The sequence below is a fragment of the Sphingomonas echinoides genome (assembly GCF_029623395.1).
In the GTDB taxonomy this organism is placed as follows: domain Bacteria; phylum Pseudomonadota; class Alphaproteobacteria; order Sphingomonadales; family Sphingomonadaceae; genus Sphingomonas; species Sphingomonas echinoides_A.
Genome location: NZ_JAPYKK010000017.1, coordinates 45,384 through 59,300, shown reverse-complemented (window position 1 = coordinate 59,300; position 13,917 = coordinate 45,384). Strand labels below are relative to the sequence as shown.

Annotated in this window: 18 protein-coding genes; 12 read left to right on the top strand and 6 right to left on the bottom strand. The window is 55.1% G+C overall.

From position 1 onward, the window contains the following. Positions 1-18 precede the first annotated feature (18 nt). Positions 19-357, bottom strand: a complete 339-nt coding sequence (locus QBJ92_RS11810) for a response regulator (protein ID WP_277969896.1) — start codon at positions 355-357, stop codon at positions 19-21. 110 nt (positions 358-467) lie between these two features. Between QBJ92_RS11810 and QBJ92_RS11805 the strand changes: the two genes are divergently transcribed. Both QBJ92_RS11805 and QBJ92_RS11800 read left to right on the top strand, forming a co-directional pair. Then, on the top strand, positions 468-779 hold the full coding sequence (locus tag QBJ92_RS11805; protein WP_277969895.1) for a response regulator: 312 nt from the start codon (positions 468-470) through the stop codon (positions 777-779). 96 nt (positions 780-875) lie between these two features. After that, on the top strand, positions 876-1,253 hold the full coding sequence (locus tag QBJ92_RS11800) for a hypothetical protein (protein ID WP_277969894.1): 378 nt from the start codon (positions 876-878) through the stop codon (positions 1,251-1,253). 463 nt (positions 1,254-1,716) lie between these two features. On the opposite strand, the gene QBJ92_RS11795 is transcribed toward QBJ92_RS11800, so the two are convergent. Together QBJ92_RS11795 and QBJ92_RS11790 are read right to left on the bottom strand one after the other, a co-directional pair. Further along, a complete protein-coding gene (locus QBJ92_RS11795; protein WP_277969893.1) occupies positions 1,717-1,890 on the bottom strand; it encodes a hypothetical protein in 174 nt (57 codons plus the stop codon). Between the two features lie 311 nt (positions 1,891-2,201). Beyond that, a complete protein-coding gene (locus tag QBJ92_RS11790; protein ID WP_277969892.1) occupies positions 2,202-2,609 on the bottom strand; it encodes a hypothetical protein in 408 nt (135 codons plus the stop codon). 445 nt (positions 2,610-3,054) lie between these two features. Here QBJ92_RS11790 and QBJ92_RS11785 point away from each other — a divergent pair, with 445 nt between their 5' ends. Further along, a complete protein-coding gene (locus QBJ92_RS11785; RefSeq protein WP_277969891.1) occupies positions 3,055-3,444 on the top strand; it encodes a response regulator in 390 nt (129 codons plus the stop codon). 389 nt (positions 3,445-3,833) lie between these two features. Further along, the gene (locus QBJ92_RS11780; RefSeq protein WP_277969890.1) at positions 3,834-4,361 is read left to right on the top strand and encodes a DUF1440 domain-containing protein; all 528 of its coding nucleotides are present in this window, start codon (positions 3,834-3,836) and stop codon (positions 4,359-4,361) included. Positions 4,362-4,527: 166 nt separating this feature from the next. Here QBJ92_RS11780 and QBJ92_RS11775 read toward each other — a convergent pair whose 3' ends face one another. After that, entirely contained in the window at positions 4,528-4,863 is a 336-nt protein-coding gene (locus QBJ92_RS11775; protein ID WP_277969889.1) for a hypothetical protein, read from the bottom strand. A gap of 353 nt (positions 4,864-5,216) precedes the next feature. Next, positions 5,217-5,954, bottom strand: coding sequence for a PEPxxWA-CTERM sorting domain-containing protein (locus QBJ92_RS11770; RefSeq protein WP_277969888.1), 738 nt, complete (start codon positions 5,952-5,954; stop codon positions 5,217-5,219). Between the two features lie 411 nt (positions 5,955-6,365). Between QBJ92_RS11770 and QBJ92_RS11765 the strand changes: the two genes are divergently transcribed. The 5 genes from QBJ92_RS11765 (at position 6,366) to QBJ92_RS11750 (ending at position 9,602) form a co-directional block, all read left to right on the top strand. After that, the gene (locus QBJ92_RS11765) at positions 6,366-6,863 is read left to right on the top strand and encodes a MucR family transcriptional regulator (protein ID WP_277969887.1); all 498 of its coding nucleotides are present in this window, start codon (positions 6,366-6,368) and stop codon (positions 6,861-6,863) included. Positions 6,864-7,072: 209 nt separating this feature from the next. After that, positions 7,073-7,537 carry a DUF805 domain-containing protein gene (locus tag QBJ92_RS20645; protein ID WP_431358396.1) on the top strand — a complete coding sequence of 155 codons (465 nt, stop codon included), beginning with the start codon at positions 7,073-7,075 and terminating at the stop codon, positions 7,535-7,537. A 516-nt stretch (positions 7,538-8,053) separates the two neighbouring features. Further along, entirely contained in the window at positions 8,054-8,266 is a 213-nt protein-coding gene (locus QBJ92_RS11760) for a DUF4287 domain-containing protein (protein WP_277969886.1), read from the top strand. 224 nt (positions 8,267-8,490) lie between these two features. Continuing rightward, positions 8,491-8,883 (top strand): hypothetical protein, encoded by a 393-nt coding sequence (locus QBJ92_RS11755; RefSeq protein ID WP_277969885.1) that lies wholly within the window; start codon positions 8,491-8,493, stop codon positions 8,881-8,883. A gap of 335 nt (positions 8,884-9,218) precedes the next feature. Then, entirely contained in the window at positions 9,219-9,602 is a 384-nt protein-coding gene (locus QBJ92_RS11750) for a hypothetical protein (protein ID WP_277969884.1), read from the top strand. A 232-nt stretch (positions 9,603-9,834) separates the two neighbouring features. Here the strand turns inward: QBJ92_RS11750 and QBJ92_RS11745 are convergent, their stop codons facing one another. After that, on the bottom strand, positions 9,835-10,833 hold the full coding sequence (locus QBJ92_RS11745) for a helix-turn-helix transcriptional regulator (RefSeq protein WP_277969883.1): 999 nt from the start codon (positions 10,831-10,833) through the stop codon (positions 9,835-9,837). Positions 10,834-11,288: 455 nt separating this feature from the next. Here QBJ92_RS11745 and QBJ92_RS11740 point away from each other — a divergent pair, with 455 nt between their 5' ends. The 3 genes from QBJ92_RS11740 (at position 11,289) to QBJ92_RS11730 (ending at position 13,534) form a co-directional block, all read left to right on the top strand. Further along, entirely contained in the window at positions 11,289-11,825 is a 537-nt protein-coding gene (locus QBJ92_RS11740) for a PEPxxWA-CTERM sorting domain-containing protein (protein WP_277969882.1), read from the top strand. A gap of 74 nt (positions 11,826-11,899) precedes the next feature. Next, positions 11,900-12,526, top strand: a complete 627-nt coding sequence (locus QBJ92_RS11735) for a PEPxxWA-CTERM sorting domain-containing protein (RefSeq protein WP_277969881.1) — start codon at positions 11,900-11,902, stop codon at positions 12,524-12,526. 384 nt (positions 12,527-12,910) lie between these two features. Continuing rightward, a complete protein-coding gene (locus QBJ92_RS11730) occupies positions 12,911-13,534 on the top strand; it encodes a PEPxxWA-CTERM sorting domain-containing protein (protein WP_277969880.1) in 624 nt (207 codons plus the stop codon). The last annotated feature ends 383 nt before the right edge of the window (positions 13,535-13,917 follow it).

The following is a 13,917-nucleotide window of genomic DNA, read 5'->3' as shown; positions in this document are numbered from 1 at the left end:
CGCCTCGGTTATCGGTCTTTAAGCTAATAACTCCCCTTCTAGTTGCCCGATCGTAAAGGGCTTGCAGAGATACCGTATACCTTCTGGCAGCCCATTCGGTTTCGGATTACCGGACATCAGCACAACGGTCGCCGGCATCTGCAACGGATTGCTGGCGATAAATTGAACGCCTGACACGCCAGTGCCTAGGTCATCATCACAAAGCAGCATATCGATATCGCCGTCAGCAAGCGGCGCCTGTGCAGCGTCGATCGAAGCTGCTTCAATCACGGACAGGCCTAGTTCGCGCGCAAGGCTCGCTATCATCTGACGGACTAGCGCGTTGTCATCTACGATCAACAGTTTGCCACTAGCCATGCTCACCATCCTAGGTTCAGTATGTATTTTAGAAAACGTTGGGAACTCAGACGATGTCTTGTGACCGTTGGGTTATCCTCGTCGTCGATGACGAGGAAAGGATACGAACGTTGATCGGGGATCAACTCGAGACCGTGGGCTACAAGGTAATCCTGGCAGCCAGCGGCGATGACGCATTCAAGATCGTGCAAGGCGTGACTCGCATTGACCTTATTGTAACAGACGTCAGAATGCCTGGAGCTATAAATGGTTTCGACTTAGTTCGAAAAGCGCTCGCCGACCGCCCCCACCTTCGGACGATTATCATTTCAGGCTACACTGGGGAAAGCATCCAGCGCACTGGTCTTGCAGACCGCTTTCTACAGAAACCGTTCACGTTACAGACTCTGGAAAACGAAGTCCGAAGTCTTTTAGCCGCTTAGCAATCCGAAGTTGCCATTCAACACTTAGCCGACGGCCTGGTTTTAAACCCTTTCTACATGACCGCGCCTTATGGGTGTCTTGAGAGGAAATCGTCGTTGCACATCATTATTAAACACGAAAAATTGCGCATGATCGAAGTGAAGCTCGTGGGCTTGTGCTCGATGGACGAATTTGGCGCGTTTGTGAGCGAACTTCGAGCGACGATAGCCAGTTTTCCGGTCGGCGATCAGCCGCCCACCACCCTTTACGACTTTACCGACGCGACAATTCAGACCCAAGAAGTTGTCGCGGCCATGAAAGCTTTGGCGGAACATCCTGCTATGATTCACCGGCGTGTCGCGATGTATACCGACGGAGTCTTGGCCCGCCGGCAAGCGCTGCGTATCTCTGAGAACCGCTCTAACATGTGCGTTTTCAAAGGACGTGCGGCCGCTCTCGAATGGTTGACGGCGGATTCCCTGATGCCATCCTAAGCTAAGATTGATGATGAGACCGGAGAGAATAGTTTCGGGCCGCTGCCGACGTGGATCCGCAGCAGCCCTGGCCGCCATGTTGCTTGGGGGAAATATGGCGGTTGGGACGTCCATAGGCCTGAGGCGGATCGATGCCAACGTAGGAGCCTTTCCGTCTGCCGACTCACCCAAACGCGTTAGACTAAAGTAGGGTTGTAAATGATTAGTCAGTAGCGCTTATATCGCTTCCCCCTAGCGGCGGAAATAAACCAATGGCTCAGATACATTACCCTGATGGGCGGTTAGTCAGCTTAGAAGATAACGTCGTTACATCCATTGAGCCCGCCCGCAATGGAGGTACGTTAATCTGGATTGGATCGGAAGATGAATCGATAGCAATTCATGCTCGTGAGGATTGCGCGATGGTGCGTGCGGCACTCCGCGAAACGCAGCCAACCCTTTGCTGAATGCTCGCAGGAGCTTTTCAAAAGCTTGATGACAGGGCGAAACGGCGGCCCTTATTTTTGATAAGGTCAGCAGCACGTTCAAGTTCGTTCGTATACGTTTTAAGCGCCTTTGCAGAACGCTCGTCGAACAGCTGATCAGCCATCCGCCTCGTTCTGTTGATCTCTATTTCAATCTCAAATTTGTTGAGCATTGGGAATCTCCAGCCCCCGCTTCGACCTTTAGATCTTTTCAGAAAATGGTTAATAATCTGTGAAGCCGCGGTGGCAAAAATGAGATAGCGTAAGCTACAAAGCGTTCGCGGTCGCACCTCCTTGCAGGGCGACATGAAAGAATCATTTCTCCCCAATCGTCACGCTTGTGCGCAGTTCTCTTGCCGGTTTAAAGTGGAGCGCGCGCCGCAGAGCGAACTTGGCCGAAAGCCGACCGGCCACTTTTGGGCGCCGAAGCGGACGGACCGGAAGCGCCTAGTTGCGGACATTCCGTTGCGCCGGTGGATCGTAACTAGCCGCGTCGTTCGAACACGTAGTCGCGGCTATCATCCAAGCCAATCACGTGAAGCGATGCCGGCTTTCCGATGGCTGGCAACGCAGTGCTGTCCCTGTTGAAATGCACGAACACGTAGTTTCCGCCGAACTCGACAGCTCCGTGACGAACACCAATACCAGCGGCAACGGTAATCTGATGCCCGAACTTGCTCTCCGAGACGACGTAATTTGTTTCCCTGTTAGCTGTGGTGATTTTTCCATCACGCAAAAGCAGGCGGGCGCAACAAGCGTTGATGTAGGTGCCGTTCGCCCAGGACTGCGACGGTAGTATCTGCCGGGGCGAAACGGCGTAGATCAGCCCGAAAACAAAAAGCATCCCGGGAATTAGGATCAGACTGCTCCACCCCACCAAAGATGAGCGCATCGCTTCGTCAGCTGCTCTGCCAGAAGACGCCATACACATACGATGACGGAAATTATCGGACGGAGCAATGCCTGGTTTCCACCACCTATCGCCGTTCAAACCCTTTGCGGGCGTCCAAGGCGTCCGAAAGCCGACCGGCATCTATCGTGTGGGAAAGCTGCCAGTTCGCAAGCACCCAATTCCAGTCGTACAGGCACGCGCCCTTTTCCTAGAAATTGGATTCTTTTTGGACTTATGATCCGGCTTGCCGTCTATCCAGTAAGATGCGTTCGACATGAGCTTGAACCGGCTTAAGGTCCGTCATGAAAAGATGTTAGCTCTTGACGAATCCAGATATGGACCTGATCGTCTGGAATTGGTCCTAACTGAACGTATTATGCTTTCGCCGCCCGCCAAATGAAGATACAAGCGAAATTATAATTCGTATGTCGAAGGTTGGTCTACGATGGGTATAATCCGGATAATTTTCGTTGAGGATGAACCGGACATACGCTCGATCGTCGAAATGGCGATGGGCCTCGACGACAATATATATTATAAGAGTTTTGAAGATGGTCCATCGGCATTAAGGTTTGTCTCTGAAACCCAGCAATGCTTTGATATGGCGTTATTAAATTTTAAACTTCCATTTATGACGGAAATCGAGTTGCATAGGCAACTACGTTTAATACCAATATTAAGAAATATTGTAACGGCTCTGGTAACTGCTCACGTGTCTGAAGACATAACTGGTTATAAAGATCTCGGCATCAGCGGATATATATTGAAGCCGTTCGATCCGATATTGTTAGCGAAGCGGCTGCGAGATATTTATAAAGAAGGTCGAGCAACTTAAAGCAGGCGAATACGTGTCTGGAGTTTGGAAACTGGGAAAGGCGCGAATGGCCAATTATTGGTCAACACGTCTTGCGCCGACGTGGTGGTGCGCGAAAATTTGGTAGCTTATCGCCGGTCTCTTTAGAGAGACTGGAAAGGTCGCGCCGGCGACATCCCTTTAAAATGGTTCGCGGACAGCGCCTACAGCGCCGCGCGGCGTTCATCAAACGATCGTAAGTTGCCGGTGCTTGGTTTCCGGGGAGATCCACATTCGACCTTTCATGTAACCTATCCCACCCCCCCAATCCGGACATTCGTTAACCTGAATGTTTTGAAGCTTGAGCCCCTTCTGGGGCAACCCGTCCTCGCCTCCGGAGTTACGAAGTCCCAGACCCAAGGAGATACGTGATGGCCTCGCCCCCCACCAAGACTGATGAGAGCAACGCCGTCAAAATCGCACGCGGTCTTGTGGCAGGGGTGATCGCTGGCGCCGTTGCGTCCTTTGCGATGGACCGTTTCCAGGCGGCGGCATCTCCGCTACTGCCGTCGGGCGGGGGCAATTCGGAACCGGCAACCGAAAAAGCGGCGGACGCCATCACGACGGGCATCACGGGCCATACGATCCCTGATGCAGACAAACCTCTTGCTGGGCAGGCGGTCCATTATGCGGTCGGGATCGCTTTAGGTGCTGCTTATGGTATCGCCGCGGAGTTCCGACCTTCGGTTACCTTGGGCTTTGGTACGGCGTTCGGGCTTGGCACCGCGACCATATTGGACGAAGTCGCGGTCCCCGTTACGGGGCTTGGCAGCCCTCCGTGGGAAGCGGGGATCGCGAGCAACCTCTATTCCTATGCCTCTCATCTCGTCTTTGGCGGCGTGAGCGAAATCGTGCGCCAGCAGGTCGCTAGCACGCTGACGCCGCAGCAAGTCGGCTAAGCCCTTTTCACGAGGGGCATCGACGACTTACTTGTAGACATTCAAGCGCCCTTCTTTGCCTGCCACTTGCGCTACTGCATCAGCAGGTGTGCGGTTTTAGGCGCTTTTTGACTGATGCGATACCAGTGAGGTTCGCATTACGACGACGCTGATGCCGTTCCCATCTTCAATGGATGATGGCGAACCTCACCTTTGCGGTCAGGTCCAAAACAACAATTCCATCCCAGACGGGAGCATTGCCAAGCACGCCGACGGTCTGCACGGGCCAGTCGGCGAAGCCGGTTGGCTGAGCAGGATTGGTGAAGATAGTAATACGACAGAGAGGGGCCTTGCCGATTGAAACCAGGCCTGTGGAAGGTGCACCTGGGATAAAAAGCGGCTTACCCCAAGCACTGCCCTGACAGTTTGTCGGCGCGCCTTCGGTGGTCACGCGGTTGGTCAGTGTGCACCAGGTCGCTAAGTCGACGTTGAGCGGTAATTCGCTAGACCCGGTATCGAACACAAAGGCGTCGCTGGTGGGCAGACGCGCCTGGGCGACATGCCATGCTCATGGAGACTGGATCGATTGGCGTTGATGATGACGTAGTCTGGCGAGATTTTGTCGCAATCGGGCGAACTCCTACACCCGCGTGCCCGGATGTGTGACGTTCAGAGCCCCGTTTCCACAATGTCGATTCCTGAGATCGGCAAACCATCTCGGTTGTCACTGCTTAGAAGGGGGGCGACCAAAAGCCTGATTGCGGGCTACCGTGAATCTGTGTCCAAATAATGCACAGGTGCTGGGTTTGGTGGAATTACGACAAAGGCCGCCGATCCTGCTGGATCGACGGCCCATGTGTAACTCTGGCTGACGGTTCAGGCGTAGGTCGTTTGGATAGCCGGCTTACGATGGCTGCGCACGCCGGCGCCAACCATACCGAAGCCGAGCAGCATCATTGCCCAGGTCGCCGGTTCCGGCACAGACGGGACGATGACCGGGATCAACGAGACATTACCGTTGAGCGAAAATGGGCTGGTAGTCGCGTTGGGGGTGAAGTTCTCGACACGGAAGGTGCCGCCGGTGGCCGAGGCAGCACTTGTCGCAACGATGCGGAAGAAAATGCTAGACGCGCCGGTCAGTGGCGCGAAGTTCAGGATGCGGCTCGTATCCGAAGTGCCTTGGGTAAAGTTTGCGAGTTGCGTGAATGCGCCGCCATCGACCGCAGCGAAGACGGCCATGTTGCTTGGACCGGTGTTGGAACGAACGGACGCGAACGCGAGTTGATTGACCACCGCGCTATAACCGGAGGTGACGTTGAAACCGAAGTTCAAATAGTCATTCGGATTGGCCGCAAACGCGCCCCAACCAGACGAATTGAACCCGTCCGTAGCACTGACCGGCGTCAGTCCGCCGCCTCGAGTGAAGTTTACGCCGATAAGGTTCGCCGCGACGAACGATGGCGCTTCGGTTGCGGTAATTCCCGAATTGTCGCTGAAGTTATACTGGAGCAGCGATGCCGCGCAAGCGGGGTTGGCAATGGCGAGTAGGCCGAGTGTGGTCGCGCCAGCGAGGGCAGATTTGATAAGTTTCGCAAACTTCATATCCAGCAACATTCTTCTTCCCCTTATGTGATTGGCGAGGGCCATCTCCCACTGCGCTGCGAAATATAGGAGAGTTGTGACAACGCTTTGACAGGAAACGAAAAATTAACGTTCGTCAAAAATACGGTCGAGACCATGCTGCGTACACGAGTAACAGTCCTGATACGCCTACCGCCAACGTTACTTCCATCCTCTATTTGAAGCGCGAACCCATTGACCCGGCGTGGTGATGGCGTCCGCTTTTAAGAACCGCTATCTGCAGCATGAACGTCAACAACTGGGCGAGAGTGACTGGCAAAGAGCCAACCTAATTCGGGTTTTGGACGCTTCAGGAACGCCTGACAATCAACTCGAAAGTTTGTGATATTCAGGGTGAGTTTACGATTTCATCGCTACCCCCCCACTTTTGAAAGGAAATCCAAATTGACTGATGAAACTACGAACACTGTTGAGCTCGCGGCCGAATTGACGATGGCATGGCTGTCCAACCCGAATACGCGCACGTCGGCGGAGGATGTCCCGGCATTCTTGAGGTCGATGCATGACGCAGTGATCGGTCTTTCAACTGCGTTGACAGCAGCTACCGCTGAGGAAGCTGCTCCTGAATTTACTAGTGCGGTCACTGCGCGGAAGTCGCTTGCAAATCCGGATGTCATTATCTCGATGATCGACGGAAAGCCCTACAAGACGCTCACGCGGCATCTCTCTACCAACGGCCTGACGCCCGCTGAATATCGTGCGCGATATGGTTTGAAGGCCGATTATCCCATGACCGCACCGTCCTACTCGGCAATGCGTCGTGATATGGCGAAGAAGATTGGTCTGGGCAGAAAGCCGGGACAGAAAGCTTCTGCCAAGTCCGAGGCGCCCGCATCGACCACGAAGCGTGGTCGGGGCCCCAAGGTAGCCGAGCCTGCTTAAGGTGACAGGCGGCGAGCATGGCAGTCATGTTCGCCGCCACTAGGCTCTGTCCTGACGTAGATAATCGTCCGCTATCGGGCGTTTCCAGACCGGCAGCTTTGCCGCTTGAAAGCTGCGAGTCAGCTTCGCGCAACAGCCGGCGCGCCGGCCATGCCTACCAGCATGCCGCAAAAATTCCGGAGCATTGTTGTGCGTGATAGGTAGGACTAATGTTTAAATCACCTTGGCACTGGATGCGAATGGCGCTGAGCCGCTTTGCTGATTTTCGAGGCCGCTCTTCTCGACCTGAGTTCCTGTGGTCGCTGATTGGCCTGCTAGGGATATGGTATGTATCTCGAACGATCTTGAGCTTGGTCACAGTTGCCCCCTCGTCCTTCATTGCTTTCCTTCCTCGGGCGGTGATCGAAGTTCCGGCGCTGGCGGTTCTGGTAAGGCGGTTGCATGACCTGAATCTATCGGGCTGGTGGCCAATCCCCCCGCTCCTACTGCTGGGGCCGGTCGCATTTATAGTCGCTGATCTCCCAATTCTGCAAAGCCCGACACCAATAGCGGTTTTGTCGTTCGGGTTCATGGTCTGGGTGGCAACAATGCCCGTCGTGATGGTCTTGTCACTGTTCTGGACGGGTAGACAGGGTGTTCCCGGACCTAACCGCTATGGGTCTGAACCTCAATAATCGTAGCGCACTGCCCGTGGACCGGAACGACGTTGTTGCCGGTGGAGTTCATGGCAAACTTCCACCGCCGGTCAGGGAAGAGGTGGCTGCCCGTACTGCCTGCGACGCGGCAACGCGTTGAGGTTGCTGGCGTGGTTGTCTTCGTCCCCGAGAAGGCGGACCTACAAGCCATGCTCACCGCTTTCGGGCGGGCCGACGGACCTACAGCGCGCAAAAAGCCTCGCGGCTGTGGCGTAGAGGCTTTCCCGTTTCTCGATCCTTTTCGGGAACGGCAGCTATCGCCAACTACCTCCTGAAAGCTGCCGGTCCGTTCCCCACCATCTATTGCTGTTTAGACCCTTCGCGGGCGTCCATCGTGCCTCAAAGCCGACCGTCAGCTATCGGGCGGGAAAGCTGCCAGTCCGCAAGCGCCCAATAGCGGATGTCCGTGAGCTCAGACGTTGTTCCATCCGTCGTTGCGGTTCGAGAAGAGGCGAGCGATAATGTTGCAAGAACCCACGTCGGAGTTGCGCAGCTATGGCGGATGCACCGGTTAAAGGCCCCTCATCCTACTTCCCCTCCATCGAGAAGAAGTATGGTCGCTCGATCGCTGAATGGCAGGCGTTGGTGCGCCAGAACCTCCCGGGGAAGCACATGGATCTGGTTAGCATGCTGAAAACCGACCATGGGATGGGTCATGGTCACGCGAACGCCTTGGTCGCGCACACCTTGGCAACAGCCAAGAACTAACCACCCAAACAGTCTGTATAGCTCCCCTGCCGGGTCGTTTGTACAAACGTCCTCTGATGCGGACCGTCAGAGACACTGAGATCGACGACCAAGGAAATGTTTATAATACGCACAGCGACCCGTGAGCCAGAATTAGACCAAAGTCGTATGCCAGCAGCAGTTTAGGAGCGATTTTAACGAAATTGATTAAACGCTTTTCGCACATATATTTCGTATAAGGCATTGTGCGTATTGCATCTGGTCTTCCTCCTCGAGTGATATCGAGTGGTTCAAGCTCTGTCAGAGCGAACGTTCCGCGCGCCGTTTCAGATGACGTAACGAGTTCAGATAACGTAAAAGCCCGCAAAAACTTGTCGGGCAACAAATTTAGCGACGGGGCGCTATCGATCGATGCTCAGCTGCCAGTTAGGCAGACCTATGAAGTTGACCAGCAGGTATTCGTAGCTGGAAGGCTTCAGACTGTTGTGACTTCATATAACAACGGTTCTATGGATGTTTACCAAGAAATAAAGAATCAATCATTCAGCGGTGACAGCAAATTGAATGGAAATGTGACGCTAAAAGATGATTATTATTTCAAAAGCGTACGAGGTAATTTTATCGACAGATTAGCGTAACATCAATCGTAAGAAGCCCAGTCGGTCTGCCGCAAGAAGGGTTTGACGGGATGACGCGCTAGCACCTGTGGCAGTGCTTAATCCGTCGATTCTGGACAGTAGCCACCCCAAGTCCTAAAGCGAGCTAACGACTTTTACCCAATCAGCTGCTTAGCCCCCCTGCCCTGCAAGCTGAACGAGCGGTTGTTTACGTTAATCCCAGCCCAAGAGCAGACGAGCGGCTCTTCACCAAACCCGGTTGTTCCTGATGCAAAATCAAAACTTTCGCATCAGCGCAGTGACATACGGTTACCGGAAGCAATGACTCGATAACGAGCTACTGGTAGTGGAGGGCCATGACGCCAACCTACAGCTTTGAAGTTGACCCGGCCCTCAGTCTGGTCGCCTGTCACATGGCGGGCTTCTACGAGCCCGCGGATGTAGCGGAATTCGCTGCGGCGCGAGATTTGGCGCATCAGCAGCTGCGCTGCGGGCCGAACCAGCATCTCACTTTGATTGATATTCGCGAGATGAAAATTCAATCGCAAGAATCAGTCGCGGCGTTCGAGAAGGTTCTGCACAGCCCTGCGCACTACTCACGGCGAATTGCGATCGTCGTCACAAAATCTCTATCTAAAATGCAGGTTCAGCGCGCGGCGCGCGATCGTCCGGTTCAGTATTTTGAGGACGACGTTTCTGCTGCCCGTCTTTGGCTTCTGGAGCCGCCCTCACATCCCTGATGCAAAAATCACGGGTTTTGCATCGGCTAACCAGTGGCAAAGAACCGTGCGATCCGCATATGCAAAACTCTGATGAATCTTACCAAGCACCCAGGCTCGGCTTCACGATAGCAAGGCCCCCGAACCCGTTCGTGTCGCTTTCTGCCAGATCCGGACATGCCGCTGTCGCAAAAGAAGGGATATATGCGGCGTCGAAACCTAGGACATACGCGACGGCCGAACCGCATGCGCCTCACGTCATGTGGTCGAGCACCTGTCGCACTTGATCGGAGGCTGTGGCAGTCATCGACGGAATGGCGTTAACATGGCGTTCGCGCAACTCGCTCGGCGAGTAGCCGAATGCCTTGCGGAAGCTACGCAGCAAGGCGGCTTGATCGCGAAATCCGTAGCGGACGGCAAGATCGTCGAGCGTGCTGGCGTTGAGCGGATTGCACATAGCTCGGTGCACCGCGCGCAGTCGACGCGTTCGATCATAGGCAAGCAGGCCGCCGTCAAATTCGAACAACCGGTACAGCACCGATCGGGAGATACCGAGGGCAGCGGTGATCCCAGCCACCGACAACGTGCCAGGTGGCTGCGTTGCGACATAGGTCTTCGCCGCAGCGAGGAGTGACACTTGTCCGGCATTCTTGCTGACACCTGCAAGCTGAAGAGCGGAGGCTGTAAGATCGCGCAGGATTGTCGCATAAAGCGGCGCGCTGCTTGCAGTCGCTGAAGGAAAAAACCGGATCATGCCGAGTACCGTGTCACGCAGCAACGCAAGCTCGGGGACGGGAGCAAGTGGGCCTTGGAAGCCGAGAGGGCCGACAGCCTCCTCAAGGAAATCCCGCGCGAAATAAAGGATCAAGCACCGGATGCGCGTCGATGTCGCCGTACTGGGCTGCGCATAATCGCGGACGAACGAGACAGGCGCCTCCAGCTCGAACGTCTCGCCACCCGCTTCGAAGGTGATCGCGCCTTCAAGCAACTGGACGATCTGCACGTAATTGAGCTCGACAGCGTTCACCAACGGGAGATTGCGGGTGGCCACGAATGGATCCACCTCGATCAATGCTATCTGCAAAACACCGAGGTTCCATAGATCGCCGCGTGCAAGGAACGACCCTGGTAAACGCTGCTCCAGCCTGGCGCCGACCGAGTGCGCCGCCCAGTACGCGAACTGCTCGGGCTCCGGCAGGGGCGATGTGTCCATGACGATCTTGGAAATCGTCTCGCTGCATTCATCGGACATCGCTCACCTGGAAAAGGGGTTGTAACACGTGTCGTTGCTTATGGACCATCAACTGGCAACTGGGCTCGCAGCTTGGCGCCACGCTAGGGTTGTGGCTTGAGGCGCCGCCGAACCAACACTTCCCCAAACTGCTCCGACGAGCCACCAGCCATATGCATGGGATAAACGTCGGCTTTTCACGCGAGGTTGAGCCATGCCGCTATCACGAGACTCGCGAGTCTCAAGACATACGCAACACACGCGACGTCAGCGTTGTCGCACGACGGGCATGGTCAATGTAGGGGTGACTGCTTTTCAGCCCCTAGTTCTCTTCGAGGCCCCGAACGAGACTAATTGGGACGCCGAGCCTAGCTCAGTGGGATTCTAGGTCGGTTAAGGCTATCCACAGACGATGAACGTTTTGCTAAGGATACCTTAAAGTACCAATCCGGGTACAAAAGGGAAGAGAAACTAACATGCGCAGAATTGTGAAACTCAAGGCAATGTTAGCGATGACTGGTTCTTTGGTCATGTTGCTTGCATCGAGCGGTCAGGCGAAGGCCGCGTCGTATGTTTACGAATTTCACTTTAACGCAGAAGGATCGTATTCTGCCTCGAATATTTCGTACACGAGTGACAAGATCGCTGCAAATACATTGGACTATCTTAGCGGAAGCGTGAATGGCCTGATAATCAATCCGCTGGTATTTAATGGATTCAGCTATAGCGCCGGCTATGGCTTATTTGGTGACGAAGGTAAGGTGGTCAGTTACTTCTTTGCTCCAGATACTGCCATCACAGGAGTGGGATCATATGTAACTACCTATAATGCTAAGCGTGGGATTGGATATCCAGGCGGTGGTACGGCCTATGACAACGGTAGTGGCGTTTTGACCATATCTTTGGCGTCCGCCGTTCCCGAACCCGAGACTTGGGCAATGCTGATGGTCGGCTTTGGAGTAGTTGGAGCGGCAATGCGCGGGAGTCGTCGTTTGTCTGTAAAGTTCGCGTAACTCCGACCTTTTTCAAGGTGAAGACGCCGCTGATTTGTAACCGGCGGCGCCACTTCAAATACGGGTGCATAACTATGACCAAGATGATCGCAAAGCTTTTGGCGTCTACAACTGTGATCGCGGCCGCCGCTGCGACGCCAGCCAGTGCCACCACTCCCGTTGGCGGATATACGTTTGCAGATGACGCTTTTGCGGATGCCGTAGTTATTACGGGGGACGCAACGTTTTCTAGCGGCATTACCCCCGTTTCGGCACTGATCGACAAAGACGTTAACACCTACACCGGCGTAAACGGCACGCTCAGTTTCGCGTTCAACGACAACGTCGTCTTCAACGGCGCGGGTAACGATCTTGTACTGTTTGAACTAGGCAATATTCTGGACGGCTGGAATGTCACGATCAACAGCATCACCCGCGCCTACACGTCCTACTTCACTGGTAGGCAGGGCTCGCAGTACCAGGTCAATGCCGCCGCGATCGACCTGTCGGACTTTGGGCTAGCAAACGGCGCTACTTTGAGCCGTCTGCTTCTCGCGCCCGGCAGTGGCACTTCCACTTCTCTCGTAGGCGCTCTGAACAGCCAATCGGTCACAGCCGCGGTGCCTGAGCCCGCAACCTGGGGCATGATGGTTCTGGGGTTTGGCGCAATGGGCTTCGCGATGCGCCGTCGCCACAAAGTGGCTGTCTCCTACGCCGCTTAACTCCCGGCTCAGTAGGATCGAAAGGAAGCCGCCAGCTGTATGGCTGCTGGCTTTCACTATGGTGAGTTGCTGCCGGTCACCGGTGCGGGCGCTTACCACACCGTCCTCACGTCGCTTATTCCTGGTCGACCCGCGCGTGCGCTGGCCAAAGCGAACCGCTCTGGTGACGGGAGCGAACAAGGGTAGATGAAGTTCGCAATCGCCTAATTACAGTAGTTCGGACAGAAAGCGTCGCGCGTGCTGACGCAGCGCCCCGCAGCGACCGTCGATCGTCTCAGTATCGATCGAAGCGAACTTTTGTGGGCTTTTAGGTAATTTACTTCATCCGGTGCGCGCGTAAGCTCGGTTGACGGCTCGTGTCCCACGCTGCCGGGGGACGTTAACATGAAACTGATCTTACGCGGATTACTTGGTGGCGCATTAGCGCTCAGCGCCACGTCGGCAGGCGCTGCGTTCATCACAGGGCAAATCTCGGTAGCCGGTTATGCCCAAGCGGTAGGCAGCACCGGGATGGGAGCGGCAACCGGCATTACCTTCGCTAATGCCGCTGGAACATCAGTGTCTGGCAGTTCGGGAACGCTCACCAGCTACGGCGCCGGCAGCGGCTCATTTGCCTCGATCGGATCTTGCGCGTCTCTGACAAGCGGCTGTGGCACAATTCAAAACATAAGCAGCTTCGCCAGCCAGGGTACCCTCCAGAACTTTGTTTCGTTTTCAAGCGGCCTTGCTTTTGATTTGGCCAGCGTCTCACAAGTCACCCGCCCCGGAGCGAACCAGTTGTCGTTTACCGCGCTGGGCAATTTGAGGCTTGCGGGCTTCGATCCGACACCCGGACGTTTCTTCTTTTCGGCTCAGGGCGATAACATCACCAGCTTTAGCAGTGCATTGTTGGCCGATCGGGTCACGCCGAGTGTACCTGAACCCGCCATTTGGGCGATGATGATCGTGGGTTTCTGCCTAGTCGGTGGTGCCATGCGCCGTCGCCAGACGCCCGTCGCCTTTGCTTAAGTCGCACCCCTAATTGAGCTGAATGAAGAGCCGTAGGTTGTGCAGTCCGGCGGCTCTTTTGCGTCGAAGACGTATGTTCGCTTTCCACCACCTATCGCCGTTCCAGCGTCGCTAGCGCGTCTACCCTGCCCGTAACCCGACCGGCAGCTATTGGGCGAAAAAGCGGTCGGGCAGCCCCCGCCCAAACCCGGTCGTTTAGTCTGTACGCGCAAGATCCTGAAACCTACCGTTCGAGCCATAATCAGATTCCCGTTTTTCCATGTCCGGCAGGCAATTTCGGGAAAACTCAATTGGGAACAGATTTTGAGAAAGCGGCTCGTTCGGCGACGACGAAACCATTGCCGCACCACGCCTTTCCCGCTGGACCTTCGTTTTTGAGAAGC